Source organism: Frateuria sp. YIM B11624, assembly GCF_049727805.1.
Taxonomy (GTDB): Bacteria; Pseudomonadota; Gammaproteobacteria; order Xanthomonadales; family Rhodanobacteraceae; genus Frateuria_A.
Genome location: NZ_JBCNYA010000018.1, coordinates 56,834 through 82,993 on the forward strand (window position 1 = coordinate 56,834; position 26,160 = coordinate 82,993).

Here is a 26,160-nt window from a genome sequence, read left to right on the forward strand (position 1 = left end):
AGCGGACGGACAGATGGCTGAATGCTTTCCTGTCAGCGCGGGATGAAGGTGCGCGCCATCGCGCGCGCTCAAGGGTGGGCGCCGTGGGCGCCCACCGGTGCCGGCGCCTGCTCGGCTGCGGCGGTTCCCATCGCTGCGAGCTGCGGCGGCAGCAGCGCATCGAGCTTGCCCTTCAGGCGCAGCATCGCGACGCTGGCCAGGTCCTGGTCGATCACCTTCTGTTCGGCCGTCATCTCCGGCTGCGGCGCGCCGGGTGCACGGGTGAGCGCGGCCACCTGCGGCGCCAATACCTGGGTCAGCGCGAAGTAGGGATCGCCGCGGATGCCCGCCGTCTCCAGCAGCTTGCCCGGCAGCATCCACGAGGCCAGGCTCTCGTGCGTGGCCGGGCCGGGATTGCGCGGGTCGAGCAGCAGCCACACGCCCGGTTCGCTCAGCATGTCGCCGCCGTCGACGAAACCGGTGGCGTTGAAACTGTTGGTCAGCGCCGGCAGGTGGTCGCCGTAGAACAGCAGCAGCGTCGGACGATCGCGTTGGGCCAGCAGCTTGGCCAGCCGGCCGAGCTCCGCGTCGGCGTGCTCGGCGTGGTAGAGGTAGGTCTGCAGTTCGACCTTGTCCCGGCCGGCGATGCCGGGCGGCACCGGAATCGCATCGCGGGCGGCGAGGTTGGCCGGCGGCACGTCGTAGGGGCCGTGCGCCTCGATGCTGATGGCGAACAGGAACTGCGGTGGGCCGCTGTCCTTCAGCTGCCGCATGATCTCGTCGGTCATCGCGCTGTCGGCCATGTACTTGCCGTCGTTGGGCGCGTTCTTCGGGAACGCCGACTGCGAGACGAAACGGTCGAAGCCGATCTTCCTGAAGGCGGCTGCGCGGTTCCAGAACGCCGGGTCGTTGCCGTGGATGGCGGTGGTCGCATAGCCATGCGCGCGCAGCGTGCGCACCACGCTGGGCACCACCTTCTGCTCCAGCGTCAGATACGGGAACTGCAGTTCGTCGAAGTAGCGCAGCGACAGGCCGGTGAGCACCTCGAACTCGGTGCGGATGGTGCCGCCGCCGAAGGTCGGCACGTGCAGCGGGCCGCTGGCGGCGTGCTTCTCGAGGCGATGCAGGTTGGGCGTGAAGCGGTTGTTCTCGTAGCCGCGCATGATGCCCGGGTCGAAGAACGACTCGCTCTGCACCACCACGATGTCCGGCCGCTCGCCGCTCATCGGCTGGGTGGCCTGCAGGCGTTGCTGCAACGCCTGTTGCGACTGGGCGATGAGTGCCTTGGCGGCGGCCGGGTCGGCCTTGTGCCCGCCGTGGCCGTATTGCAGATGGAACAGCATCAGCGAACTGAACAGGCCGGAGTGGTTCGCGGTCACGCTCGGCGACCACGGCTCCAGCCACAGCACACGGGCGTTGTAGACCTTGCTCCAGGCCGCCGCGCCGCCGAGCAGGCTGCCCAGCAACAGCACCGCGATACCGCCGCCGACCAGCCGCTTGCCGTAGGCGCCACGCGCGAACAGCGGCGGCTCCAGGCGCCACATCGCCACGATCAGGGCGATGCCGGCAAGCAGCCCGAGGTAAGGCCACGGACTGTGCGGCAGGTAGCCGACCAGCAGGTGCGCGCCGCCCTTGGTGAGCTGGTCGACCATAAGGAAATCCGCCGGCATCAGCGGATTGCCGAGATTCGCGACCTTCAGCGCGTTGACCTGGTAGATCAGCGCCTCGAACAGGAACACCAGCCCGAACGAGAACACCAGCCGGCGGCTGAAGGCCAGCAACGCCCATGCCGCCAGCAGGCCGGGCAGGGCGTTGGCCAGGGGATAGCGGAACTGGTCGATGGCCCGCAACGGGACCACGCCCACGCCGCCATCGAGCAGGCCGGTCAAGAGCACGAACACGAGGCTCATCAGCGCCACGGCCAGGACACGGCCGCCGAGCGGACGCCACGGTCCGGGCGTGGGACGGTTCAAGAAGGGCATGCGAGGGAAGGTCCGCCGGCTCTGCGTGAGGGGAAGGTGACTGTAATTGGCCGGAAATGAATCATACGTTGGGTCCGCCGGCGGTGGTTGCTGGCGGTTCATGCGCCTTTTGCTGCGGCACAATGCCCGGATGATCGCCCCCGAAAGCCCGGCGCTGCGCGCGCTGATCGACGACCGCTACGCCGAACTGGCCGCCCGCTGCCGCGCTGCCGGCATCGCGCTGCACGACGACGCCGGCGTGGCCGAGCGCATCCGCCGCACGCTCGCCGCCAGCGACTTCGCCTTCGAGGCCTGGCGGCGCCAGCCGCAATTGTTGGCGCCGGCGGGCCTGGAGCGCCTGCGTGCGGCCGGCGACGCCGGCGTCCGCGTCGGCGCGCTGGCGTTGCCGGAGGACGAGGCCACCACGCTCGCCGCGCTGCGCCGGTTCCGCCAGGCCGAGGCGCTGCGGCTGGTGTTCCGCGACGTCAACGGGCTGGACGACCTGGCCGAAACGCTGTCGGCCACCAGCGTGCTCTACGAGGCGCTGCTGGGCGCAGCGCTGGGCTGGTCCGAGCGAGCGTTGGGCGCGCGCTACGGGCAGGCGCGCAACAACGAGGGTGCGCTGCAGCGGCTGGTGGTGATCGGCTTCGGCAAGCTCGGTGGCGCCGAACTCAATTTCTCCTCGGACATCGACCTGGTGCTGGCCTATCCGCAGGGCGGTCACAGCGACGGCGCGCGTCCGTTGGACAACAGCGAATACTTCGTGCGGCTGGGCCGCCAGCTCGTGCGGCTGCTCAACGAGCCGACCGACGAAGGCATCTGCGCGCGCGTGGACCTGCGCCTGCGCCCGTTCGGCAACGCCGGGCGGCTGGCGCTGTCCTTCGCCGCGATGGAGCAGTACTACCAGGTCGAGGGCCGCGACTGGGAACGCTACGCCTGGATCAAGGCGCGCCCGGTGGCCGGCGACCGCGCCGCCGGCAAGCAATTGCAGGAGTTGCTGCGCCCGTTCGTCTACCGCAAATACCTCGACTACACGGCCTTCGCCGGCCTGCGCGAGATGAAGGCGCTGATCGATGCGGAGGTCGCGCGCAAGGACCTCGCGGACAATCTCAAGCTCGGTCCCGGCGGCATCCGCGAGATCGAGTTCATCGTGCAACTGGAGCAGCTGATCCGCGGCGGCCGTGAGCCCTCCTTGCGCGTACGCGGCCTGCTGCCGGCGCTGGCCGCCTGCGAGGCGCGCGGCCATATCGGCGCGGCGCGCGCCAAGGCGCTGCGCGAGGCCTACCGTTGCCTGCGCCGGGTGGAGAACCGCGTGCAGATGCTGCGCGACGCGCAGACCCACGACATCCCCGACGACGCGCTCAGCCGCGAGCGCATCGCCCGCGGCCTGGGCCACGAGCACTGGGAGGCGCTGGAAGCCGAGCTGGCGCACCACCGCGGCATCGTCAGCGAGGAGTTCGCCAGCGTGCTGATGCCGGCCAGTGGGCGCGCGGCGCGCGTGGCGGTGGCCGACACGACCCTGTGGCGGCAGGCCTGCGACGGCACGCCCGAGCCCGGTGCGCTGGAGGCGGCCGGCTTCGTGCCCGGCATCGAGGCGGCCGAGGCGCTGGCCAAGCTGCCGCAGGCGGCTTCGGTGCGTGCCATGTCGCCGCGCTCGCGCGAGCGGCTGGACCGCCTGATGCCGCATTTGATCGCCGCGGCCCGTGCCAGCGCCGCACCGCTGCCCTGCCTGCTGCGGCTGTGCCGGCTGGTGCAGGCGGTGGCGCGGCGTTCGGCCTATCTCGCCCTGCTGGAAGAGCAGCCCGCCGCGCGCGCGCGCCTGGCGCGGCTGTTCGCCGACAGCGCCTTCCTGGCCGAGCGGGTGATCGCCCAGCCACTGCTGCTGGACGACGTGCTCGACCCACGCATCGACCAGTTGCCGCTCAAGCGCGCCGACATCAGCGCCGAGATCAGCCGCGTGCTGGCGACGCTGGACGAGCGCGAGGCCGAGGCCGAGCTCGAGCGCATCAACGAGTTCAAGGCGAGCATCGCCTTCCGCCTCGGCCTGGCCTTCAACGACGGCCGCGCCGACGCGGTGTCGACCGCGCGCCGCCTGGCGGCGCTGGCCGGCTCGGTGGTGGAGGCCGTCACCGCGCTGGCCGAGCGCGAGCTCGCCGCGCAGCACGGCCGCCTGCCCGGCGAGGGCTCGGGCTTCGCCGTGCTCGGCTACGGCAGCCTCGGTGGCGAGGAACTGGGTTTCGCCTCGGATCTGGACTTGGTGTTCGTCTTCGACGGCGCGCGCACGCAACTGACCAGCGACGGCGGCCGTCCGATCGATGGCGCGCGCTGGTACCAGCGCCTCGCCCAGCGCGTGATGAACTGGCTGACCCTGCTCACCCGCGCGGGACGCCTGTACGAAGTCGACACGCGGCTGCGCCCGGACGGTTCCAAGGGCCTGCTGGTGAGCAGCCTGGAAGCGTTCGATGCGTACCAGCGCAGCCGCGCTTGGACCTGGGAACACCAGGCGCTGCTGCGCGCGCGGGCGGTGGCCGGCGATGCTGCGCTCGGCCAGGCGCTGGGGGAGGTTCGTCGCGAGGTGCTGGCGGTGCCCCGCGAGCGTACGGCGGTGCTTGCCGAGGTCGGCCAGATGCGCCAGCGCTGGCGGGCCGAGCGGGATCGTTCGGATGCGGCGCGGTTCGATCTCAAGCAGGGGCAGGGTGGTTTGCTGGACATCGAGTTTGCGCTGCAGGGGCTGGTGCTGGCGCATGCGGCGGCGCATCCGCAACTGCTCGCGCAGACGGCCAATGCGTCGTTGATCGAGGCGTGCCGACGCGTCGGTCTGCTCGAAGACGGGCAGGCGGCTAGCTTGGCACGCGTGCACGCGGATCTGCTGGAGCGCGCACTGGCATGCACGCTCGACTTGCGGCCACGCATTGCGCCGCGCGAGCCGGCGTTGGAAGCCCTGTGTGCCGAGGTGCGTGCGGTGACCGCCGCCCTGGGTTTCGATTTCGCCTGACCCTTTCCTGCTCCCTCTCCCCTCCGGGGAGAGGGTTGGGGTGAGGGGCCGGGGCTCGCCTGGAACTCTGGTGAGAGAAGAGCTTTCGGTTGCCTGTCGGCGGCCGAGTCACTTTCTCTTGCCCAAGAGAAAGTAACCAAAGAGAAGGGCACCCCGATTGGCGCGCCCTGCGGGCATCCTGCCCTCCGGGTGCGCGGGCGGATGGCGGGGTTTTTCGACGGGGCTCGAAGCCCCGACGAAAAGCTGGCCGGCGTCCTGCCGGCCACCCTTCGGGCTTTTCCGCCACCCGCCCGCCGCGCCAGGGGCCCCGGGTAGGGCAGCGCGCTTCCCGCGCGCACTTTTCAGAAGAGCCAAGGCCCGAGCGGAAAACCAAGAGCGAAAAAGCCAGAGCCAAGAGCGAAAAGCGGGCGCTAGCGGGTGATGAGCGTGTGCCGCGCACCGGCTCCCTCTCGCTTCCGGGGAGAGGGTTGGGGTGAGGGGACGGGGCTCGCCTCAGTGCTGCGCAAAGCGAAACGCGCTATCGCCCCCCAAGCCGTTGCCGCACGGTCGCCGCGATGCGCTCGGTTTCGCGCAGCGGTGGCTGGTGGTCGGGCGCGTCGGCATTCAAGGGATGCAGCAGGCCAGCCTCGCGCAGCGTGCGATGGAAGCGGGCGAGTTTGTCCGGCAGCGGCTCCGGCGCGAAGGTGTGTACCGCGCAACCGACGGCGCAGGCCTCCGAGAGCATGTTGACCGAATCGGGCGTGGCGACCAGCCGGTCGGCCCAGGCGAGCACGCCCGGATAAGGGTTGGGGCCATCGGCGCGGCCCTGCCAGTGCAGGCCTGGCACGTCGTCCAGGGCTTCGCGCAAGGCGCCGGCCAGTCGGGGTGGCGTGCGGCGCGAGGCCAGTGTCAGCAGGCTGCCGCCGCGTTGCTCGTGCATGGTGCGCAGGCCGTTGACGAAGGCCTGTGTCCAGGCGCCGTCCATGGCGATGCCATGGCGCGGACCGCCGAGCAGCACGCCGATGCGCGGGGAGGGCAGCTCGGCCAGTTGCGGCCAGGCGTCGCGCGCATCGGCCAGCCATTCCGCGTCGACCGGGTTGAGCGAACCCAGCGGGGTAAGCACGTTGGAGCCGGCCAGGCCGTCATGGCGGGGCGCGACGACGAGATCCCAGTGCTTCGGATCGATGCGCGGGTCGAGGATCTGCACGGTGCGACAGCCACCGCCCGACCACGGCCGCAGCATCCGCGTGAACAGCGCCGCGGCGCGTCCGCAGCCGACCGCCAGCCGCGGCCACGGCGCCGCGAAGCGCGCGCGTTCGGCCGGCGGCAGCGCCCACTCGCCGCCGAGGATCAGCCGCGGCGCCAGCCATGCCCACGGCCCGCGCGGTTCGAGCACCAGTGGCCGTACCGGCAGGCCAAGCCGCTCGGCCAGCGCGAGAGCCTGGCGCTGGTTGCCGGCGGCGGCGTCGGTGATCGCCCAGCATTCCTCGCGCGATCCGCTCATGCGGATGCAGCCCGGGCGATTGTTGGCGAAATCTGCACGCTGGGTTCTCCGTTCCTCACCCGACCACCCGCGCCCATGGGCTTACACTTGCGGATCGCCCGCGCCGGACGGCGCGCCATGACGCAAAGGATAACCATGAGCGAAGTGCTTTCCGAGGCCGCCCTCGACCAGCTGTTCCGCGCCGCGCGCACCTACCGGCGTTCGGCCGAGGCCTGGCTGGACAAGCCGGTCACCGATGCGCAGTTGCACGCGATCTATGACCTGGCCAAGCTGGCGCCCACCAGCGCCAATTCCTCGCCGGCGCGTTTCGTCTTCGTGCGCTCGCCCGAGGGCAAGGCGAAGCTGGAGCCCGCGCTCAACCGCGGCAACCTGGCGCAGACCATGGCCGCGCCGGTGACGGTGATCGTCGCCGCCGACCACGCCTTCTACGAGCACCTGCCGCGGCTGTACAAGGAATCTCCCGACGCGATCGGCTGGTTCGCCGGCAACCCGGCGGTGATCGAGGCCACCGCTTTCCGCAACTCCAGCCTGCAGGGCGCCTACCTGATCATGGCCGCGCGCGCGTTGGGCCTGGATTGCGGGCCGATGTCGGGCTTCGACAACGCGATGCTGGACGAGACCTTCTTCGCCGGCACGCAGGTGCGCTCCAACTTCCTCATCAACATCGGCTACGGCAACCCCGCCGTGCTGCGGCCGCGCGAAGAGCGCTTCGCGTTCGACGAAGCCTGCCGCATCGTCTGAAAAACCCCACAGGAGTCACGCATGCGTACGTTCAAAGCCCTACTTTTCGCCGGCCTGCTCGGCGCCGCGGCGCTCGTCCAGGCGGCACCGGCCACCTACACGCTCGACCCGCACCACACGATGGTGCTGTTCAGCTGGAGCCACTTCGGTTTCTCCCATCCGACCGCGGAGCTGGGCCTGGGGCAGGGCACGCTGGTGTTCGATCCGCAACATCCGGAACAGGCCCGCGTCGAGGTGACGCTGCCCATGTCCGGGCTGGACACGCACGTGCCGGCGCTGGACGAGCACCTGGCCAAGCCCGATTTCCTCGATGCCGCCAAGTACCCGCTGGTGACCTACAAGAGCACCAAGGTCGAGCCGCTGGGCAAGGACCGCTTCCGCGTCACCGGCGACCTCACCGTGCACGGCGTGACCCGGCCGGTGGTGCTCGACGCCACGCTCAACCGGATCGGCAAGCATCCGATGAGCGGCAAGCCGTCGATCGGCTTCAACGCCACCGGAACGCTCAAGCGCTCGGACTTCGGCGTGTCGGCGTACGTGCCCAATGTCAGCGACGAGATCAGCCTGCAGATCACCACCGAGGGTTCGGTGGAAAAGTAGGCGGTGCCGCTACGTGAAAAAAAGCCCGCGCCGTGATGGCGCGGGCTTTGTCTTTTGCAGGGTGGGCGGCGCGTCAGTTGCGGGTCACGCCTTCCTCGCGCATGGCCTCGAGCCTGGCCAGGTCCACGCTGGCCACGGCCTGCTTGAGATCGTCGATGCTGCCGGCCGCGCCCTGCGCCTTGACCGTGAAACGCTGGCCGACCACCACGCTGTACTCGCCGCTCTTGGACTGGTCGTCCCAGGCCTCATGAGTCAGCCGGCCATCGGCGGTGTAGGTCTTCTCGTAGCCGTGGTCGGTGCTGCGCTCTTCCTCCGGCGACATGGCGCCGGCCATTGCCATCAGGCCCTTGGCGGTGCCCATGTCGGTGACTTCCAGCGTGACGTTGCGACCGTTGCCGTCGCCGTATTCGGCATGCGCCTCGGTGACCTGCATGCCCATCGCGTTGTTGCGCTGGGCCGAGCTGCTGGTGCGCGTGAGGCCGAGCAGGGTCTCCGGCAGGAACGCCTTGACCTGCTCGGTGGACAGCGCCTGCACGCTGCCGTCGTTGCCCATCGCCGCGCCCATCATCTTGCCCATGGCGGCGTGCTGCGCGGCGGTGTCGCCGGATTTCTGCGCCGCCTCCAGCTCCTTGCTGGCCTGCTCGGCGCGTTCGCCCATCGCGGCCAGCTTGCCCAGCGCGCTGTTGGGATCGACGGTGACGTCGTCCCCGCTGGTGCTGCCCAGGTGCGCGCCGGTCATGGCGGCGCCGGTATAGGCGGCGGTGCCGATCACGCCGGCGACGATCATCGCGACGATCCAGCTCAGCACGATGGCGATCACCACGGTCAGCGCCGTGTAGCCGCCGGCCTTTTCGGGCGGGCACTTCATGGTGAAGGGCAGGCCCAGGTACAGCAGGTAGATGCCGTAGACGATGCCGGCGATGGCGATCAGCCAGCCGATCCACGGGATGATCACGGCGATGCCGGCGATCCAGGTGGCGGTCCACGCGTAGGCCACGGTCTTGAGCGCCTGCACCATGTCCTTCTGGCCGTTGAAGGTGCCGGCCAGCGCATTGATGATCAGCGCCACGAGATAGGCCACCACCAGCGACAGCACGTACTTGAGCACCATGCCACCGATGCCCGCGCCGATCGGCACGCGTACGACCACGCCCAGGAAGCCGGTGCCGATCAGGCTCTCCTTGATGAACGCGGCGATGGCGGGCAGCGCGGCGATCCAGACGATGTAGCCGGCGTACAGGCTGCCGACGCTGGCCGGCTCGGCGGCGGCGACCGGCCACTCCGTCCGGGGTGTGGCGAGGATGGCTTTGGCGCGCGCGATGGTTTTTCCGAAGTCCATGATTTTCCCCTTGCGACAGGATGATTGGCGACGGATGCCGTCGGCCAGGCCACGGCCGTCAGCCCGGCGGCCTGCCCATCCACGGTCGTCCTCCCATGGCGGCGCCCGCCCCTCCGGGCGCCGCCGGCGTACAGTTGAGGCCAACTGCGCGGTGAAGTCCAGTGCGCCCCGTGCGGGTGCCCCTGCTACCATGCGCGGTTTCGATACCCTTCCTGGAGCCTGCCATGTCGCGCCCCCTGCCCGAGGCCGCGCCGATCCCGGCGAATGCCGAAAATCGTTACGAAGTGACGCGCAGGGACCTTCCCTTGTCCTGTCCGATGCCGGCCATGTCCCTGTGGAACTCGCATCCGAAGGTGTATCTGCCGATCGTCGAGGACGGCGGCGAGTCCGTCTGTCCCTACTGCGGCGCGCATTACGTCCTGCGCGACTAGCCGGCGCCCGTGGCCGGAACCTGAACGAGCGGCGATCGGCACGATCGCTGCTTGTTTTTTTGGATGAAGGCCACCCAGCAACCCCTCATGTCTGCCGTCGTCACCTCCCCCCGGCGTCTGGTTGTCGTACAGCTGATCCCGGCGCTGAATTCGGGAGGGGCGGAGCGTTCCACGCTGGAGGTGGCCCGCGCGCTGGTGGCTGCGGGGCACCGCTCGATCGTGGTCTCCGCCGGTGGCCGTCTGGTGGCCCAACTGGAAGCCGAAGGCAGCGAGCACATCAGCCTGGACATCGGCAGCAAGACGCCGCGCACGCTGTTCCGCCTCGGTGCGTTGCGCCGGCGGTTGCGCGAGCTGCAGCCGGACATCGTGCACGCCCGTTCGCGCCTGCCGGCATGGCTGGGCTGGTGGGCGTTGAAGGGAATGACGCCGCGCCCGCATTTCGTCACCACCGTGCACGGACTCAATTCGCCCGGGATGTACAGCGGCATCATGCTGCGCGGCGAGCGGGTGATCGCGGTATCGCAGACCATGCGCGACTACGTGCTCAGCCACTATCCCTGGATGGATCCCGCACGCGTGCGGGTGATCCCGCGCGGCATCGATCCGGAAGCCTTCCCGTATGGGCACCGTCCGGACGACGCCTGGCAGAAGACCTTTTTCGCCGAGTATCCGCAATTGGCCGGCGCGCCGCTGCTGACCTTGCCGGCCCGCGGCACGCGGCTCAAGGGGCACCACGAGGCGATCGAACTGATCGCCGAGCTCAAGCGCCGCGGCATCGAGGCGCGACTGCTGCTGCTGGGCGTGATCGAGCCGGGCCGCGAGGCCTATGTGGAAGAGCTCCGGCAACTGATCCGCGATCGTGGCGTCGAGGCACAAGTGGTGCTGACCCCCGCGCGCAACGACGTGCGCGACATCTACGCAGTGTCCGCGCTGATCCTGCAGTTGTCCGTCAAGCCCGAGTCCTTCGGACGCACCGTGGTCGAGGCGCTCTCGCTGTGCCGTCCGGTGCTGGGCTACGCCCATGGCGGCGTGGGCGAGCTGCTGGCCGAGTTGTACCCGGCCGGCCGCGTGCCGCTGGGCGACCGCGAGAAACTGGTCGAGCGCGCGGCCGAACTGCTGCGCGTCGCGCCGCCGATCCCGATGCTGCAGAGCTACCGGTTGTCGGACATGCAGGAGGCGGTGCTGGCGCTGTACGGCGAAGTCGCGGGCTGACCGCACCGCCTCCTCATCCTTCCCGTGGAAAGGGTTGGGTTGAGTGGCGCTCTCGCGGGAACGCCTGGGGGTGCAGCACTCCCACGAACCCTTGCTAGGGAGGACCGGACTGCCGCCTCTCGCGGGAACCTCCAGCGCCTCCCTACAATGTCCGGATGCGCCTCATCCGCCCGCTTGCCGACGCCCTGCGCTCACCGCTGCTGCCGTTCTGGCTGGTAATCGCGCTGCTGCCGTTCGGGCGCAGCTCGGAACTGGGTACGCTGCTGTGCCTGCTCGGCACCCTCCTGCTGTTCGTGCGCCACCCGCACGCGCTGCAGGGACACGCCGGCGCGCGCCTGTTGCTGGTGTTGCTGGCCTGCTACGTGGGCGCGGCGCTGCTGTCTTCGATCGATGCGGTGGCGCCCGGCAAGAGCTGGGGCAGCACGGCGGGCCTGCTGCGCTTCGTTCCGCTGGGGTTGTATGCCTGCTTCGCGCTGCGCCGGGAGTCCAGGCTGCGGGCGCTGTATGGCGCGGTGGCGATCGTGATCGGCCTGTGGGGCGCCGATGCCTGGCTGCAGGCGCTCACCGGCTGGAGCCTGGGCGGACATGCCGAAGCCGAACGCATTTCCGGCATCTTCGGTGCGGACAACCTCAAGCTCGGTCCCACCCTGGCCGTGCTCGCGCCGTTCGCACTGTGGGCGGCGCGCGGGCGTTGGGGCCGGCCAGGCCTCGTGCTGGCTTTCCTGGCCTTGCTGGGGCCGGTGCTGCTGGCGGGCTCGCGCGCAGGCTGGCTCTGCTACGGCCTGGCCGGGCTCGCCTTCGCCTGGCGCGAGGCCGGCTCGGCGCGGCGCTTCCTGCCCTGGTTCGGCCTGGGCGGGCTGCTGGTGGTGCTGGCCGGCGCGCTGGCCTGGCAGACCTCGGGCCGTTTCCACGACCGGATGGAGCGCACGCTGGCCGTGTTCGCCGGCGATCCGCAGGGGCTGGACGAGGCACTGACCGGCCGCCCGGCGATCTGGCGCGCCAGCGCGCGGATGATCGCCGACCACCCGTGGAACGGCGTGGGCGTGCGCGGCTTCCGCTACGCCTATCCGGATTACGCGCCGGCCAACGACCATTTCCTGGTCGCCGAGGCCTGCGGCGTGGGCGAGGGTGCCTGTCATGCACACCAGCTGGTGCTGGAAGTGCTGAGCGAGACCGGCACGCTCGGGCTGCTGCTGTGGCTGGCCGGCACTGTGCTGGCCTGCCGTGCCTGGCATCGGCGCGATGGACCCGAGCGTGCGCGGGCCTTTCCTGCCACGGTGGCGCTGGTCGTGATGCTGTTCCCGCTCAACACCCACCTGGCCTTCTATTCGGCCTGGTGGGGCCTGCTGTTCGCCTGGCTGCTGGGACTGTGGTGCGCGGCCCTGTACGTCGTGGAGGAAGGCGATGCGTGAGCCGTTGTCGGTGGTCGTCACCACGTACAACAACGAGGACACGCTGGACGCCTGCCTGGCCTCGGTGGGCTGGGCGGACGAGATCGTGGTGCTCGACTCGGGCTCGACCGATGCCACCGCCGAGATCGCGCGTCGCCACGGCGCGCGCGTGCAGGTGCAGTCGTTCGCCGGCTACAGCACGCAGAAGCAGGCGGCGATCGACCTGGCCCGGCACCGCTGGGTGCTGCTGCTCGATTCGGACGAGGCATTGCCGCCGGGTGCCGTTGCAACCATCCAGCGCGCGCTCGAATCGCCCTCCTGCGCGGGCTACCAGCTATGGCGGCGCGAATGGGTGTTCTGGCGCTGGCAGTCGCCGCGCGCGCGGCTCAACCACTACGTGCGCCTGTTCGACCGCGAGCGTGCGCGCATGAGCGGACACAGCGTGCACGAATCGGTGCACGTCGACGGACCGGTGGCCCGGCTGGAGGTGGTGCTCGACCATTACGGCGAGCCGGACATCGCCGGCCGCGTGGACAAGGCCAACCGCTATTCGTCATTGCAGGCGAAGGAGGATGCCCGTCGCCAGCGCGCCCGGCTGGGCTGGCGGCTGGTCGCCTATCCGACGATCGCGTTCCTGCGCTACTACCTCTTGCGCGGACACTGGCGCGCCGGCTGGGCGGGCTTCATCGCCGCGCGCGTGCACGCCTTCTACGCGTTCCTCAAGTACGCCAAGCTGCACGAGGCGCGCGTGCGTGCCGCACAGGGCGCGCCGCGCCATCCGCGTCAGCGGTAGACCTCCGGCGCGCCGGGTGGGCGTGTCTTGAAGCGCTTGTGCACCCACAGGTATTGCGCCGGCGCCACGCGCACCATCTGCTCGATGCTGGCGTTGACCTGCGCCGTGTCGGCCGCCGCATCGCCACCCATCGGCAGCGGCGCGCCCAGGCGCATCGCATAGCCGCCCTCGGGCAGGCGATGGTGGAAGAACGGGATCACCTGCGCCTGGCCCATGCGCGCCAGGTGGTGGGTCGCGGTGATGGTCGCCGCCGGCACGCCGAAGAACGGCACGAACACGCTTTCCTTGCTGCGCATGTCCTGGTCGGGCGCGTACCACACCGTGCCGCCGCCGCGCAGGTACTTCACCGTGCCGCGGATGTCGTCCTTCTCGAACATCGCCGCCGCGTAGTGCAGCCGCGCGCGCAGCACGGTCCACTCGAACACCGCCGAGTCCATGCGCCGGTACATGCCGGCAATCGGGATGCGTCGCGAGATCAGCCGCGCGCACAGCTCCAGATGCGAGAAATGCCCGCCCACCAGCAGCACGCCCTGGCCCTGCGCGCGTGCCGCCTCCAGGTGTTCCAGGCCTTCGACCCGGGTCGGGATGCGTGCGATCGCCCGGTTCGAGCCCATCCAGCCCAGCGCGAACTCCACCAGCATCAGGCCGATGTCGGTCAGGTGCGCATCGACCAGAGCAGCCTGCGACTTCGCGTCCAGCTCCGGAAAACACAGCGCGATGTTCGCCTCGGCGATGCCGCGCCGGCGCGAGGGCACGTGGCGGATCAGTGCGCCGAGCAGCCTGCCCAGCCCCATCAGCAGCGGATAGGGCAGGCGCGCGATCAGCCAGATGACGCCCACGCCAAGCCAGGCAGGCCAGTGGCGCGGAGCGAGCAGCGAAGGATCGAAGGAAGGGCGGGGCATGCCGGGCATCCGGGGGATTGTACGGGCTCCGGGGCCCTGTCCCCTCCGGAATGAGGAGGCGGGCTCGCGGGAATGCATCGGCCGTCGTCTTCCCCGCAGCCCTGGTCTCCTCGCTCCGGCGCCTTCCGGGAAGGGGAGCGAGCAAGGGCACGGCCTATACTTCCCGCCATTCCTCCCGGCTGGCCTCCCGTTGCGCTACCTCTACACCTTCGTGATGTACCTGGCGACGCCGCTGATCGTGCTGCGCCTGCTGATCCGTGGCGCGCGCTACGGCAATTACCATCGGCGCTGGCCGGAGCGTTTCGGCCTGTTCCAGAAGCCGGAATTCAGCGGCAGCCTGTGGGTGCATGCGGTGTCGGTGGGCGAGGTCAATGCGGCCGAACCGCTGATCAAGGCGCTTCGGCGCGACTACCCCAATGCGCCGCTGGTGGTCACCACCGTGACGCCGACCGGTTCGGCGCGCGTGCACCAGCTGTTCGGCGACAGCGTGTTCCACGTCTACCTGCCCTACGACCTGCCGTTCGCGGTGCACCGCTTCCTCAAGCGGGTACGGCCGCGGCTGGCGCTGATCGTGGAAACGGAGATCTGGCCGAACCTGTACTTCGCCTGCCGGCATCGGGGCATCCCCCTGATGATCGTCAATGCGCGCCTGTCCGAGCGCTCGATGCGCGGCTACCGCCCGTTGCTGCCGCTGGTGCGCGCGGCCTTGCGCAGCGTGCGCCAGATCGCCGCGCAGTCGCGCACCGACGCGGCGCGTTACCGACTGCTGGGCGCCGAGCCCTCGCAACTGGTGGTCAGCGGCAACCTGAAGTTCGACATGCCGGTGCCCGACGGCGCAGTGGACAAGGGCGCGGCGTTGCGCGCGCAGTGGGGCCCGCGGCGCCCGGTATGGATCGCGGCCAGCACGCACGAGGGCGAGGAACTGGCGGTGCTCGAGGCGCACCTCGACGTCCTGCGGCGCTTGCCCGACGCGTTGCTGCTGATCGCGCCGCGGCATCCGGAGCGTTTCAAGCTGGTGGAGCACTCGGCGCGCAGCCTTGGCTTTTCCGTGGCCACGCGCAGCGTCGAGCGCGTGCCGGGCGCGCACCAGGTATTCGTGATCGACGCGATGGGCGAATTGATGCCGTTCTACGCGGCTTCCGACCTGGCCTTCGTCGGCGGCAGCCTGGTGCCGATCGGCGGGCACAACGTACTGGAGCCGGCCGCGCTGGCGCGACCGGTGCTGGTCGGCCCGCATACCTTCAATTTCGAGGAGATCACCCTCACGCTGATCCGCGAGGGCGGCGCCAGCCGCGTGGCGCAGGTGGACCAGCTCGGCCACGACGTGCTCGCTCTGCTGCGCGACGAGCGCCAGCGCGAGCGCATGGGAAAGCACGCACGGCGAGTGTTCGACAGCGAGCGCGGTGCGGTGGGGCGGGTGATGGAGCTTATCGACCGCGTCCTGGAGGAGTAGCGCGGTGGGAGAAGCCGTTCCCCCGGCCGGCGCCGGGGGAACGCTGAGCCGCTTACTGCAGCAGCGCGTTGACCGCTTCGATGTCCTTCACGTCGATCGTGCCGGCCGCCTGCTTCAGCTGCAGCTGGTCCAGGATCAGCGCGTGGCGCGATTGCGAGTAGCTGCTCTCGGCCTGGGTCAGGGTCTGGATCGCGTTCAGCACGTTGAGCATGGTCTGCGTGCCCACGTCGAAGCCGGCGCGGGTCGCTTCCAGCGCCTTCTGGCCCGACTCGACCGAAGCCTTGTTGGCCTCGACCTGGCTGATGCCGGCGATCACCGAGCGGTAGAAGTTGAGCGTGTCGCGGGTGACCTGGCGGCGCTGCGCTTCCAGCGAATCCTCGGCGGCGTCACGCTCGTAGATCGACTGGCGCACCCGCGACTGCGTGGCGAAGCCGGAGAAGATCGGCACGGTCAGGGTGATGCCCACGGTGGTGCCGTAGCGGCCGTTGGAGGCGGCGAAGGCACCGGGTCGGTTCTCCAGCCAGTTGGCCGAGGTGCCGCGGCTGACCGAGGCGTTGATCGTCGGCAGGTGGCCGGCACGCGCGGCGTTGACGCTGTGCGAGGCCGCTTCGACGTTGTACTGCTGCGCCGCCACGTTGGGGTTGCTCTTGAGCGCTTCGGTCACCCAGGCGTTCGGATCGGCCGGCTTGGGCGCCACCATCGGCAGGTCGTCGCGCAGTTTCTTGAGGTCGCCGACCGGCTTGCCGGTGATCTGCGCCAGCGCCTCGCGCGCGTCGTTGAGCGCGTTGTTCGCGGCGACCGTCTGCGCCTTGGCCAACTCGTAGTAGGACTTGGCCTGGTAGACGTCGGTCACCGCCGACAGGCCCACGTTGAAGCGCTGCTCGGCCTGCTCGTAGGACTGCCGGAAGGCGTCCTCGTTGGCTTTGGCGTAGGCCAGTTCGTCCTGACTGGTGAGCACGCCGAAGTAGGCGGCCGTCACGCGCACGAACAGCTCCTGCAACGCGGCGTTGTACTGCGCGTCCTGTGCCTCGGACTGCGACTCGGCGGCGTGCAGGTTGGCGATCTTGCTGAGGTCCAGGATGGTCTGGCTCAGTTCCAGCGACTCGTCGCGGCTGCGCAGGTGCCCGGCGTTGATCGGCGCGCCACCTGTCGTGGTGGTCTGCGTGTCGGCGCCGCTGGACTGGCTGAAGGTGGCGCGGCCGGACAATTCCGGCAGCAGCGTGGCGCGGGCCTGGGTCACGCCCTCGCCCACCGACAGGCGCGTCGCCTCCGCCTGCGACAGCACCGGGTCATTGGCGCGCGCTTGGCGGTAGGCATCCATCAGGTCCTCGCCGTGGCCGGGCAGCGAGACTGCCGACAGGGCCAGGGCCAGGGTCAGAAGCTTCAAGCGCATCGTGGGTTGCCTCATGCAATCGATTGGGAGATTAGAAAACGAAACGCCGGGGGGGCTCGGCGTGGAGCAGGTACGGCAGGTCGGTCTCGAACAGGTAGTCCTCGCGGTAACCGCCGGCACCGGCCTGGGTCAGCAGCACCGCCTGTTGCGCGGGTGATTCGCCGCGGATGGCCAGCAGCCGGCCGCCCGGCTTGAGCCAGCCGAGGAAGCGCTGCGGGACCTGCCACACCGCGCCGGTCACCACGATGGCGTCGAACTGTTCCTGCGGCTGCCAGTCCTGCATCGCATCGGCGGTGACCAGGCTGGCGTTGGCGACACCGGCCGCCTCCAGGCGCGGCTGCGCGGCGGCGGTGAAATCGCCATGCACGTCCACGCTGGTCACGTGCGCGGCGAGCTTGGCCATGCAGGCGGTAAGGAAGCCCGAACCGGTGCCGATCTCCAGCACGCGGTCGGTGGGCTTGAGGTCCAGCGCCTGCAGCACGCGTCCCTCGATCACCGGCTTCATCATCACCTGGCCGTGGCCGATCGGCAGGCAGGCGTCGGCGAACGCCAGGCGGCGATGCGCCGGCGCCACGAAATCCTCGCGGCGCACCTGCGCCAGCGCATCGAGCACACGCACATCGAGCACGTCCCAGGGGCGCACCTGGTTCTCGACCATGTTCTGCCGTGCCTGTTCGAAATTCATCGCCATGGTCTTACGTCCGCAAGAATCAAAAAGATCAAAAGGATAAGCGTTCGGAGGCCGCCGCGACAGTGCGTTTAGCCTGCGGCCTGGAGGCGGGTGCCCGAAGTGCCGGAAGTCATCGCGCCGGATTGACGGAAGTCATGCGTGGCGCGGTGTCCGCGGACACTCGCGCCTGCCGCACGGGCGGCCTCAACCCGGCTGGACCGCCCGTGGCGGTACACTGCGCTCAAGGAATGCCCCGCAGCGGTCGAAGACATGCTCACTTCCAAGGGAACTGGAAATAATTGAACCGATCCGTATAATAAAGTTCTTCGCTCGTCCTGTGAAGCCGCTCCCGTCCAAGGTGTCACCATGAATTGTCCCGCCCACGCCAAGACTCCCGGTCCCGGTCGCCCGAAGGACATGGAGAAGCGCGCGGCGATCCTGGAGGCGGCCAAGGCGCTGTTCATCCGCAATGCCTTCGCCGGCACCAGCATGGACGCGGTGGCGGCCGAGGCGGGCGTATCCAAGCTCACCGTCTACAGCCACTTCGGCGACAAGGACAACCTCTTCCGCGAAGTGATCCGCGCCCGCGTGCAGGACCTGCTGCCGGAGGAGACCTACCACTTCGATCCGCGCGAGGACATCGCCGACACGCTGCTGCGCGTGGCGCTGACCCACGCGAAGCTCGACTGCAACGCCGAAACCGTCGGCACCTTCCGCGCGATCCTTTCCGACTGCCGCCAGGGCAATCCCCGCTATGGCCGGCTGATGTGGGAAGAGGGCGCCACCCGTACGCATGGCCTGATGGAACGCCTGCTGCAGCAGGCGGTTGACGCCGGCAAGCTTGAGATCGACGACGTGCCGCGCGCCTGCGTGCAGTTCCTCACGCTGATCAAGGGCAACCTGATGATGCGGCAGATGTTCGGCTGCTGCGAATGCCCGGACAGCTACGCCGCCGAGATCGAGGCGACCGCCCGCTCGGGCGTGAAGATGTTCCTGCGCGCCTACCTGCCGCGCTGAGGACATGGGTGGGCTTCAGCCCGCCGTCGAACCTGCCGGCATGATCCAAGTGGGCTGAAGCCCACGCGACGGAACCCCGCCGCCCTCGCTTCACCATGGTTTCGCGCCGCCGCCACTAGCCTGCCCCGGGTCGCCACCACCGAGGGACAGACATGGCAAACAAGCCGTTCCTGACCGATATCGAAGCCATCCGCAAGCGCGCCCGCGAGCACATCGACCAGGGCGCGATCACCGCCGGCTACAGCGCCGACCGCGAGACCGTGATCAAGCTGCTCAACGAGGCGCTGGCCACCGAGATCGTCTGCACGCTGCGCTACAAGTACCACTACTACATGGCCTCGGGGATCAACTCGCAGGCGGTCAAGGCGGAGTTCCTCGAGCACGCGCAGCAGGAACAGGAACATGCCGACCGCATCGCCGAGCGCATCACGCAGCTCGACGGCAAACCGAACTTCAACCCTGACGGCCTGGTCAGCCGCGCCCACGCCGACTATGCCGAGGGCGTGGACCTGGTCGACATGATCAAGGAAGACCTGGTGGCCGAGCGCATCGCCATCGACACCTACCGCGCCATCGTCGAGTACATCGGCGGCGACGACCCGACCACCCGCCGCGTCATGGAGGAAGTGCTGGCACAGGAAGAGGAACACGCCGAGGACATGGCGACCCTGCTCGAGCAGCTCGGCAAGAAGGGCGAGCCGGCACGGCCGGCGCAGATGAAGACCCAGGCCGGTCCGCGCACCGGCCGCGCGCACTGATCCGGTCGGGCGCCCGACCATGCGGGCGCCCGGGGCGGCTCGCCGCTACTGCACGGTCAGCCGATAGATGTAGGTCATGTCGGTGCCGTTGCTGTCGTGGTTGTGCCGCACGATGGTGTGCTCGCCCGGCGACAGCGGCCGGAACATCATGAAGTAGCCGTAGACCACACTGGGCTGCCAGTGGCCGGTGATGCACGGATCGAACTGCACCTCGCTCGGGTCGCCCTTGAGCGCGTACAGGTTCTCCGAGGTGTAGATGTAGCGCATCGGGTCGAAGATCGGCCGTCCGTCGAGCTTCACGTCGAGCTCGGTGACCATGTTGTAGGTCAGCGCGTCGGCCACCAGGAAGTCGTACAGCGACTGCCCCGGCTGCGGGCGGAAGTTCGGATCCGGGCACGGCCAGTCGTCGTTGACGCTGCCGATGTTGAGCATCAGCGCCTTGCCGCGCGGGATCGTGCAGTGGCGGGTGGAGGTACCCGACATCATCGATGCGATCGGCGCCAGCTGCCATACCGGGCCGCTCTGGCCGACGCCGCAGTCCGCGCCGCTGGTGTCCAGGAACGGGTTGTGCTCGAACGGCTGGGCATAGATCCATTGCCAGTTGAGTTCGGCCCAGGTGGAGATGCTCTTGCCGAAGGGCTGCGAATCCTTCGGATAGAGCATCGGATTGAGCCAGTCCCGCACGGACGCGGGCTGCGCCGCGTGCGCCGCACCGGCGACGCAGCAGGCGGCGAGCAGGGTGCACAGTGTCTTGGTCATCGCCGTATCTCCTCAGCATGCCAATCGACAGGTCCGGTCGAAGTGGGGGAGCCGCCGGATACCTGGCATCCTTCGACGGGATGCGTTGCCAGCGTGGCGCGGGCGACGACGGGATGCTTTCAGAAACGTGCGCGCCGCGCGGACGCCACCCGGCCCTGCACGAATCGCATCGCCGCGCTTTCAGAAACGTGCGCACGGATTGCCTTTTCGCGCGATCGGCAGTCGCGGGGCGGGCGTATGATTCCTGGCAGGCTGCTGCTGGAGCCGCGCCATGTCGATCATGCAGACCATGTTGCGGTCGCCGTCGTTCCTGGTGATAGACCAGGTGTGCCGGCCGCCGCGGGTGAACTGCGGCGGCCCCAACGGCGACGAGCCGGCACACTTCCTGTTCACCCGCCGCGGTGCGTTCGCGGTGAGCGTGGGCAGCCGCGTGTGCTACGCGCGCCCGGGCCAGGCGGTGCTGGTGCAGCGGAACGCCGACTACCGCGTCGCGCACCCGGACGCGGCCGGATGCGACTGCTGCACCGACGTGCGGGTCGACGATGCGGTGCTCGATGCGCTCGGCCTGGCCACGCCGCCGGCCTGCCGCGAGCTGCCGCACGACCTGGAGTTCCAGCAGGCGCACGTGGAGATGTGGCTGGGCTTGCGCCACGGCTCCGCCGATGCGGACGACCCGGAGGAACTGCTCTACGACGCGCTCGGCTGCCTGCTCAGCAACGCCGCGTCGATGCGGCTGCGCCGCTCCTCCGGTACCTCGCGCCGGCTGGCGCGGGTGGAGGAGGCGATCATCGGCCAGGCCGGCGAGAACCTGCACGTCGGACAACTGGCGGCGCTGGCCGGTTGCTCGCCGTTCCACCTGTGCCGCCTGTTCCGCGCGAGGACCGGGCAGTCCCTGCGCCGGTTCCGCCTGCAGCAGCGCCTCGGCACCGCGCTGGGCCGACTCGCCGATGGCGAGGACGACCTCGCCGCGCTGGCCTGCGACCTGGGCTTCAGCAGCCACAGCCACATGAGCGCCGCGTTCCGGCAGCAGTTCGGGCGTTCGCCGCGCGAATTGCGTGACGAACTGCGCAGCAGCGACCTCAAGCGCCTGCAGGCGAGACTGCGCAGCCAGCGCCTGGACCGGCAACGCGCGGTCTGACCTCTACCAGCCGCCCAGCACCAGTTTGCCGATGCCTCGGCCCGATTCGACCCGTCGATGGGCTTCGCGCAGGTTCGCGGCATCGATGGGCGAAAGCGTCTCGCGTGCGATGCCGCGCAGCTCGCCCGCGTCGACGAGTTTCGCCACGCGCGCGAGGATGCGCCCTTGCTCGGCCAGGTCCGCGGTGCCTTCGCGCGACCGGGTGAACATCGATTCCCAATGGATGCCGATCGACTTGGCCTTGTACGCGCCGCCCAGCGGCAGCGGCCCGCGCGGTTCGACGATCAGGCCGACGTGGCCTTGCGGCGCCAGCAGTTCGCCCAGCGCCTCCCAGTAGGCGTCGGTATCGGCCAGGTTGACCGCCGCGTCGACCTGCGCGATCCCGAGCGCCGCCAGTTGCGGCGCCAGCGGTTGGCGATGGTCGATGACCTCGGCTGCGCCCAGTTGGCGGCACCATTCGACGGTATCCGGTCGCGACGCGGTCGCGATCACCCTGAAGCCGGCACGCCGCGCGAGCTGGATCGCCATCGAGCCGACGCCGCCGGCGCCGGCGATCACCAGCAGCGTGCGGCCTTCGCCGCCCCGTTCGCTGTCGTAGGGCATGCGCTGGAACAGCAGCTCCCATGCGGTCAGCGAGACCAGCGGCAGCGCGGCCGCCTGCGCGGCATCGAGCGAGCGCGGTGCGTGCGCGGCGAGGCGCGCATCCACCGCCTGGAACTGCGCGTTGCTGCCCGGGCGCGTCGCATCGCCGGCGTAGTACACACGGTCGCCGGGCGCGAAACCCTGCACGCGGGCGCCGACGGATTCCACGGTGCCGGCGGCGTCGAAGCCGAGCACGCGCGGGTGGACCTCGGCCTGCGGTTTCGGCGCGCGCAGCTTGGTGTCGACCGGATTCACCGAGACCGCCTCCACGCGTACGCGCAGGTCGTGCTCGCCGAAGGCGGGCATCGGCAGTTCCACGTCGAGCAGCGATTCGGGATCGTCGATCGGCAGGTAGCGGGTCAGCGCGACGGCTTTCATGCGGGATCTCCCCCGGCAGGCAGGCTGGCCGGCACCGGCGGCGGATTGCGCTCGGCGAACATGCCGTTCCAGTACGGGTAGTAGGGATAGGGCGGCATCACCGCGCTGGCAGCATCCAGCCGCGCCATCTGGGCCTCGTCCAGCGACCAGCCGACCGCGCCGAGGTTGTCCTTCAGCTGCGCCTCGTTGCGCGCGCCGATCAGCACGGTGGCGACGGTCGGCCGCTGCAGCAGCCAGCGGATCGCCACCTGCGGCACGCTGCGGCCGGTCTCGGCGGCAACCGCATCCAGCGCGTCGACCACGCGGTACAGCCGCTCCTCGTCCACCGGCGGCGCGAACTGCGCGGTCTCGTGCAGGCGGCTGCCGGGCGGCAGCGGCTGGCCGCGGCGGACCTTGCCGGTGAGCCGGCCCCAGCCGAGCGGGCTCCACACCACCGCGCCCAGGCCCTGGTCCAGGCCCAGCGGCATCAGCTCCCATTCGTAGTCGCGGCCGATCAGCGAGTAGTAGGCCTGGTTGGCGACGAAGCGCGCGCGGCCATGGCGCTCGGCCGCCGCCTGCGACTTCATCAGTTGCCAGCCGGAGAAGTTGGACGCGCCCAGGTAGCGCACCTTGCCGGCGCGCACCAGGCCGTCCAGCGTGGCCATCACCTCGTCCACCGGCGTCATCGCGTCGAAGTGGTGCAGTTGCAGCAGGTCGATGTAGTCGGTGCCCAGCCGCCTGAGCGCGCGCTCCACGCCGCCGAGCAGGTGGTGGCGCGAGGCGCCGACGTCGTTCGGGCCGTCGCCGGCGCGCAAGGTCAGCTTGGTGGAGATGATGGCCTGCTCGCGCCGGCCCTTCAGCGCGGCGCCGAGGATATCCTCCGAGGCGCCGTCGGAATAGACGTCCGCGGTGTCGAACAGGTTGGCGCCGGCCTCCAGGCACAGGTCGACCAGGCGCCGCGCCTCGGCGGTGTCGGTCGCGCCCCAGGCGGCGAACAGCGGGCCCTTGCCGCCGAACGTGCCGGCGCCGAAGCCGAGCGCGGGCACCTTGAAGCCGGAGGCACCGAGAAAGCGGTATTCCATGACGGGGATCCTTGCGGTTGGAGGTAACGATCAGCGCTCGCAGGCAGCGAGCCGCACCGGCGCGGGGCGTGCCGCGCGAAGGCCGGCCACGGCGACCGCCGCGCCGGCGAGGGTGAGCAAGGCGCCGGCGTAAGGCACCGCGGCCAGCCCGGGGCCGTGTTCGATGACCACGCCGCCAAGCCAGGCGCCGAGCGCGTTGCCAAGGTTGAAGGCGCCGATGTTCAGGCTGGAGGCCAGGTTGGGGGCGCCGGCCGCCTTGTGCAGCACCCAGAGCTGCAGCGGCGCCACGGTGGCGAAGGCGGCGATGCCGAACAGCGCCATCGCCAGCATCGCCGGCAGCCGGGCGTGCAGCGCCACGCCGGTCACTGCGAGCACCGCGGCCAGCGCCAGCAGGCTGCCGACCAGGGCGGTCGCGAGGCGGCGGTCGGCCAGGCGTCCGCCCAGCAGGTTGCCGACGATCAGGCCCACGCCGAGCACCAGCAGCAGCGGCGACACCGCGCTGTCGACAAAGCCGCTGACGCGCGTGAGCAGGGGCTGGACGTAGGTGAACACGGTGAACACGCCGCCGAAGCCCAGCACCGTGGTCGCTAGGCCGAGCATCACCGCCGGCTGCGCGATGGCCTGCAACTCGGCGCGCAGCGGCGTCGCCTCCTGCCGGTCACGCTCCGCCGGCACCAGTACGGCGATCACCACCAGCGCCACCACGCCGATCGCCGCCACCGCCCAGAACGTGGCGCGCCAGCCGGCCAGGTGGCCGAGCCAGGTGCCGGCCGGCACGCCAAGCAGGGTCGCCAGGGTCAGGCCGGTGAACATCAGCGAGATCGCCGAGGCGCGCCGGTCGGCCGCCACCAGCCCGGTCGCCACTACCGAGCCGACGCCGAAGAAGGTGCCGTGCGCCAGCGAGGTGAGCACGCGCGCTGCCATCAGCACGCCATAGTTGGGCGCCAGCGCGCAGGCCAGGTTGCCCAGGGTGAAGATCGCCATCAACCCGAGCAGTACGGTCTTGCGCGGCAGCCGCCCGGTAGCCGCGGTGAGCAGCGGCGCGCCGACGAACACACCCAGCGCGTAGCCGGAAATCAGCAGGCCCGCGGCGGCGAGGCCCACGTGCAGATCGCCGGCGACCTGCAGCAGCAGGCCCATGATCACGAATTCGGTGGTGCCGATGCCGAAGGCGCCGGCGGCCAGTGCGTAGAGCGCCACGGGCATGCGGGGGGAAGCAGGATTCACGGCTCGGGTTCCGATCGGAAAGCGCGCAGGCTAGGCGCTTGCACTTTCGCCAGAAACCATCAGGATGGCGAATCGCTTTCAAAGAACGGTTGATAATCATGGACCGCCTCGACGACCTGTTGCTGTTCCTGCGCGTGCTGGACCTGGGCTCGATCAGCGCCGCCGCGCGCAGCCTGGACCTGTCCGTGGCAGTGGCCAGCCAGCGCCTGAAGCGGCTGGAGCGTGGCCTGGGCGTGCGGCTGCTGCAGCGGACCACGCGCCGCCTGCATCCCACGCCGGAAGGGCGCCTACTGGCCGAGCAGGGCCGCGCGCTGGTGGAAGACCTCGACGCGCTCACCACCGACCTGCGCCAGAGCGCCGCCAGCGTGTCGGGCACGTTGCGCATGACGCTGTCGGCGGCCTTCGGGCGCCATTACATCTCGCCGCTGCTGCCCGAATTCCTGGCGCGCTACCCGAAGCTGCGCCTGTTCGCGCACCTGAGCGATGAAATGCAGGACCTGGTCGGCGCGGGCTACGACCTGGCCATCCGCATCGGCACGCTGGGCGACTCCAGCCTGGTGGCGCGCCGGCTCGCTTCGAACCGCCGGATGCTGTGCGCCTCGCCGGATTACCTGCGCCGGCATGGCCGTCCACGCACGCCGGCCGATCTGGCGCAGCACGAGTGCGTGCTGCTCAGCGGCCGCGACGGCCGCCAGGACACCTGGCGACTCACCGACCGCCGCGGGCGCGAGCACGTGGTGCGCGTGCAGGGCCGCTTCGAGACCACGCTCGGCGAGCTGGTGCGCGACGCGGCGCTGGCCGGCCAGGGCATCGCGCTGCACTCGCACTGGCACGTGCACGAGGAGCTGCGAGCAGGCCGTCTGGAGGTGGTACTGCCGGACTACACGCTGCCCGAGAGCGGCATCTACGCGGTAATGCCGCAGCGCCGGCTGATGCCGCCGCGCGTGCGCGCCTTCATCGACTTCCTCGCCGAGCGGTTCGGCGAAGTGCCACCGTGGGAGCGCGGGGCGCAGACATGAGCGCGCAGCATGAAAAAAGGGCGCGCCGCCATCGCTGGCGACGCGCCCCTGCAGGAGCGCGGCTTACTTGGAAGCCTTGTAGCGCTCGACGCCAGCCAGGATCTCGGCCTTGGCCTCGTCGGCGCCGACCCAGCCGTCGACCTTGACCCACTTGCCCTTCTCCAGGTCCTTGTAGTGCTCGAAGAAGTGGCCGATGCGCTCGAGCCAGTGCGGCGAGACGCCCTTGATGTCGCTGATGTGCGCGTAGCCCGGGAAGATCTTCGGCGCCGGGATCACGATCAGCTTCTCGTCGCTGCCGGCCTCGTCGCTCATCCTGAGCATGCCTACCGGCACGCAGCGGATCACCGAAGCGGGAATCAGCGGCAGGGGCAGGATCACCAGCGCGTCCAGCGGATCGCCGTCGCCGCCGAGGGTGCCCGGCACGTAGCCGTAGTTGCACGGGTAGCGCATCGGCGTGGACAGGATGCGGTCGACGAAGATCGCGTCGCTTTCCTTGTCCACTTCGTACTTGACCGGCTCGGCGTCCTTGGGAATTTCGATGACGACGTTGATTTCGTCCGGCACGTTGCGGCCGGCGGGGACGTGATGCAGACCCATGGGAATCCTTCGGGGGAACGAAAAAGCGAGGCGCGAAAGGATACGGCAAACGCTGCTGCAATGCAGCGAAACGTTGCTGTAGGCGTTTGGCGGACGGCTATCCGGGGACTCGGTTCCGGGGCTCGAGGTACGGCTAGCGGTTGCGGAGATGTCGTCGCGGCCCCGTAGGGTGGGCTTCAGCCCACCGGCAAGCTTGCGGAAGGCGGTGGGCTGAAGCCCAC

23 protein-coding genes are annotated in these 26,160 nt (G+C 70.0%); 12 read left to right on the forward strand and 11 right to left on the reverse strand.

Annotated elements, in window-relative coordinates:
• Nucleotides 1–68 precede the first annotated feature (68 nt).
• A complete protein-coding gene (locus AAIL17_RS10805) occupies nucleotides 69–1,961 on the reverse strand; it encodes an LTA synthase family protein (protein WP_424682846.1) in 1,893 nt (630 codons plus the stop codon).
• Nucleotides 1,962–2,091: 130 nt separating this feature from the next.
• Between AAIL17_RS10805 and glnE the strand changes: the two genes are divergently transcribed.
• Entirely contained in the window at nucleotides 2,092–4,935 is a 2,844-nt protein-coding gene (gene glnE, locus AAIL17_RS10810; RefSeq protein ID WP_424682847.1) for a bifunctional [glutamate--ammonia ligase]-adenylyl-L-tyrosine phosphorylase/[glutamate--ammonia-ligase] adenylyltransferase, read from the forward strand.
• A gap of 517 nt (nucleotides 4,936–5,452) precedes the next feature.
• Here the strand turns inward: glnE and AAIL17_RS10815 are convergent.
• Nucleotides 5,453–6,418: a mitochondrial fission ELM1 family protein gene (locus AAIL17_RS10815; protein ID WP_424682848.1), complete on the reverse strand. Its 966-nt coding sequence runs from the start codon at nucleotides 6,416–6,418 to the stop codon at nucleotides 5,453–5,455.
• Nucleotides 6,419–6,553: 135 nt separating this feature from the next.
• Between AAIL17_RS10815 and AAIL17_RS10820 the strand changes: the two genes are divergently transcribed.
• Both AAIL17_RS10820 and AAIL17_RS10825 read left to right on the forward strand, forming a co-directional pair.
• Complete coding sequence (locus AAIL17_RS10820) at nucleotides 6,554–7,159, forward strand: malonic semialdehyde reductase (protein WP_424682849.1); 606 nt, start codon at nucleotides 6,554–6,556, stop codon at nucleotides 7,157–7,159.
• 21 nt (nucleotides 7,160–7,180) lie between these two features.
• Nucleotides 7,181–7,759, forward strand: coding sequence for a YceI family protein (locus AAIL17_RS10825; RefSeq protein ID WP_424682850.1), 579 nt, complete (start codon nucleotides 7,181–7,183; stop codon nucleotides 7,757–7,759).
• Nucleotides 7,760–7,832: 73 nt separating this feature from the next.
• On the opposite strand, the gene AAIL17_RS10830 is transcribed toward AAIL17_RS10825, so the two are convergent.
• Entirely contained in the window at nucleotides 7,833–9,098 is a 1,266-nt protein-coding gene (locus tag AAIL17_RS10830) for a Yip1 family protein (protein WP_424682851.1), read from the reverse strand.
• A 224-nt stretch (nucleotides 9,099–9,322) separates the two neighbouring features.
• On the opposite strand from AAIL17_RS10830, the gene AAIL17_RS10835 reads away from it, so the two are divergent.
• The 4 genes from AAIL17_RS10835 to AAIL17_RS10850 all read left to right on the forward strand — a co-directional run bounded on the left by AAIL17_RS10835 (nucleotide 9,323) and on the right by AAIL17_RS10850 (nucleotide 12,925).
• Complete coding sequence (locus AAIL17_RS10835) at nucleotides 9,323–9,529, forward strand: zinc-finger domain-containing protein (protein WP_424682852.1); 207 nt, start codon at nucleotides 9,323–9,325, stop codon at nucleotides 9,527–9,529.
• Nucleotides 9,530–9,616: 87 nt separating this feature from the next.
• The gene (locus tag AAIL17_RS10840) at nucleotides 9,617–10,741 is read left to right on the forward strand and encodes a glycosyltransferase (protein WP_424682853.1); all 1,125 of its coding nucleotides are present in this window, start codon (nucleotides 9,617–9,619) and stop codon (nucleotides 10,739–10,741) included.
• 155 nt (nucleotides 10,742–10,896) lie between these two features.
• Nucleotides 10,897–12,153: an O-antigen ligase family protein gene (locus AAIL17_RS10845; protein WP_424682854.1), complete on the forward strand. Its 1,257-nt coding sequence runs from the start codon at nucleotides 10,897–10,899 to the stop codon at nucleotides 12,151–12,153.
• Nucleotides 12,146–12,925, forward strand: coding sequence for a glycosyltransferase family 2 protein (locus AAIL17_RS10850; RefSeq protein WP_424682855.1), 780 nt, complete (start codon nucleotides 12,146–12,148; stop codon nucleotides 12,923–12,925). The genes AAIL17_RS10845 and AAIL17_RS10850 overlap by 8 nt, the downstream gene beginning before the upstream one ends.
• Here the strand turns inward: AAIL17_RS10850 and lpxL are convergent.
• Nucleotides 12,916–13,827, reverse strand: a complete 912-nt coding sequence (gene lpxL / locus AAIL17_RS10855) for an LpxL/LpxP family Kdo(2)-lipid IV(A) lauroyl/palmitoleoyl acyltransferase (protein ID WP_424682856.1) — start codon at nucleotides 13,825–13,827, stop codon at nucleotides 12,916–12,918. The genes AAIL17_RS10850 and lpxL overlap by 10 nt on opposite strands.
• A gap of 190 nt (nucleotides 13,828–14,017) precedes the next feature.
• Here lpxL and waaA point away from each other — a divergent pair, with 190 nt between their 5' ends.
• Nucleotides 14,018–15,280, forward strand: coding sequence for a lipid IV(A) 3-deoxy-D-manno-octulosonic acid transferase (waaA, locus tag AAIL17_RS10860; protein ID WP_424682857.1), 1,263 nt, complete (start codon nucleotides 14,018–14,020; stop codon nucleotides 15,278–15,280).
• A 52-nt stretch (nucleotides 15,281–15,332) separates the two neighbouring features.
• Here the strand turns inward: waaA and AAIL17_RS10865 are convergent, their stop codons facing one another.
• Together AAIL17_RS10865 and AAIL17_RS10870 are read right to left on the reverse strand one after the other, a co-directional pair.
• The gene (locus AAIL17_RS10865; RefSeq protein ID WP_424682858.1) at nucleotides 15,333–16,673 is read right to left on the reverse strand and encodes a TolC family outer membrane protein; all 1,341 of its coding nucleotides are present in this window, start codon (nucleotides 16,671–16,673) and stop codon (nucleotides 15,333–15,335) included.
• A 31-nt stretch (nucleotides 16,674–16,704) separates the two neighbouring features.
• On the reverse strand, nucleotides 16,705–17,364 hold the full coding sequence (locus AAIL17_RS10870; protein ID WP_424682859.1) for a protein-L-isoaspartate O-methyltransferase family protein: 660 nt from the start codon (nucleotides 17,362–17,364) through the stop codon (nucleotides 16,705–16,707).
• 345 nt (nucleotides 17,365–17,709) lie between these two features.
• On the opposite strand from AAIL17_RS10870, the gene AAIL17_RS10875 reads away from it, so the two are divergent.
• Both AAIL17_RS10875 and AAIL17_RS10880 read left to right on the forward strand, forming a co-directional pair.
• Complete coding sequence (locus tag AAIL17_RS10875; RefSeq protein ID WP_424682860.1) at nucleotides 17,710–18,360, forward strand: TetR/AcrR family transcriptional regulator; 651 nt, start codon at nucleotides 17,710–17,712, stop codon at nucleotides 18,358–18,360.
• A 152-nt stretch (nucleotides 18,361–18,512) separates the two neighbouring features.
• On the forward strand, nucleotides 18,513–19,118 hold the full coding sequence (locus AAIL17_RS10880; RefSeq protein WP_424682861.1) for a ferritin-like domain-containing protein: 606 nt from the start codon (nucleotides 18,513–18,515) through the stop codon (nucleotides 19,116–19,118).
• A 45-nt stretch (nucleotides 19,119–19,163) separates the two neighbouring features.
• On the opposite strand, the gene AAIL17_RS10885 is transcribed toward AAIL17_RS10880, so the two are convergent.
• A complete protein-coding gene (locus tag AAIL17_RS10885; protein ID WP_424682862.1) occupies nucleotides 19,164–19,877 on the reverse strand; it encodes a hypothetical protein in 714 nt (237 codons plus the stop codon).
• 271 nt (nucleotides 19,878–20,148) lie between these two features.
• Here AAIL17_RS10885 and AAIL17_RS10890 point away from each other — a divergent pair, with 271 nt between their 5' ends.
• The gene (locus AAIL17_RS10890; protein ID WP_424682863.1) at nucleotides 20,149–21,015 is read left to right on the forward strand and encodes a helix-turn-helix transcriptional regulator; all 867 of its coding nucleotides are present in this window, start codon (nucleotides 20,149–20,151) and stop codon (nucleotides 21,013–21,015) included.
• 3 nt (nucleotides 21,016–21,018) lie between these two features.
• Here AAIL17_RS10890 and AAIL17_RS10895 read toward each other — a convergent pair whose 3' ends face one another.
• Genes AAIL17_RS10895 through AAIL17_RS10905 form a run of 3 tightly spaced genes read right to left on the reverse strand, consistent with a single transcriptional unit; the run spans nucleotide 21,019 to nucleotide 24,302 of the window.
• A complete protein-coding gene (locus AAIL17_RS10895; protein ID WP_424682864.1) occupies nucleotides 21,019–22,035 on the reverse strand; it encodes a zinc-binding alcohol dehydrogenase family protein in 1,017 nt (338 codons plus the stop codon).
• Nucleotides 22,032–23,096: an aldo/keto reductase gene (locus AAIL17_RS10900; protein WP_424682865.1), complete on the reverse strand. Its 1,065-nt coding sequence runs from the start codon at nucleotides 23,094–23,096 to the stop codon at nucleotides 22,032–22,034. The genes AAIL17_RS10895 and AAIL17_RS10900 overlap by 4 nt, the downstream gene beginning before the upstream one ends.
• Before the next feature lie 30 nt (nucleotides 23,097–23,126).
• Nucleotides 23,127–24,302: an MFS transporter gene (locus tag AAIL17_RS10905; protein ID WP_424682873.1), complete on the reverse strand. Its 1,176-nt coding sequence runs from the start codon at nucleotides 24,300–24,302 to the stop codon at nucleotides 23,127–23,129.
• A gap of 119 nt (nucleotides 24,303–24,421) precedes the next feature.
• Between AAIL17_RS10905 and AAIL17_RS10910 the strand changes: the two genes are divergently transcribed.
• Nucleotides 24,422–25,342, forward strand: coding sequence for a LysR family transcriptional regulator (locus tag AAIL17_RS10910; protein ID WP_424682866.1), 921 nt, complete (start codon nucleotides 24,422–24,424; stop codon nucleotides 25,340–25,342).
• 63 nt (nucleotides 25,343–25,405) lie between these two features.
• On the opposite strand, the gene ppa is transcribed toward AAIL17_RS10910, so the two are convergent.
• Nucleotides 25,406–25,939 (reverse strand): inorganic diphosphatase, encoded by a 534-nt coding sequence (ppa, locus tag AAIL17_RS10915; protein WP_424682867.1) that lies wholly within the window; start codon nucleotides 25,937–25,939, stop codon nucleotides 25,406–25,408.
• Between the last annotated feature and the right edge of the window lie 221 nt (nucleotides 25,940–26,160).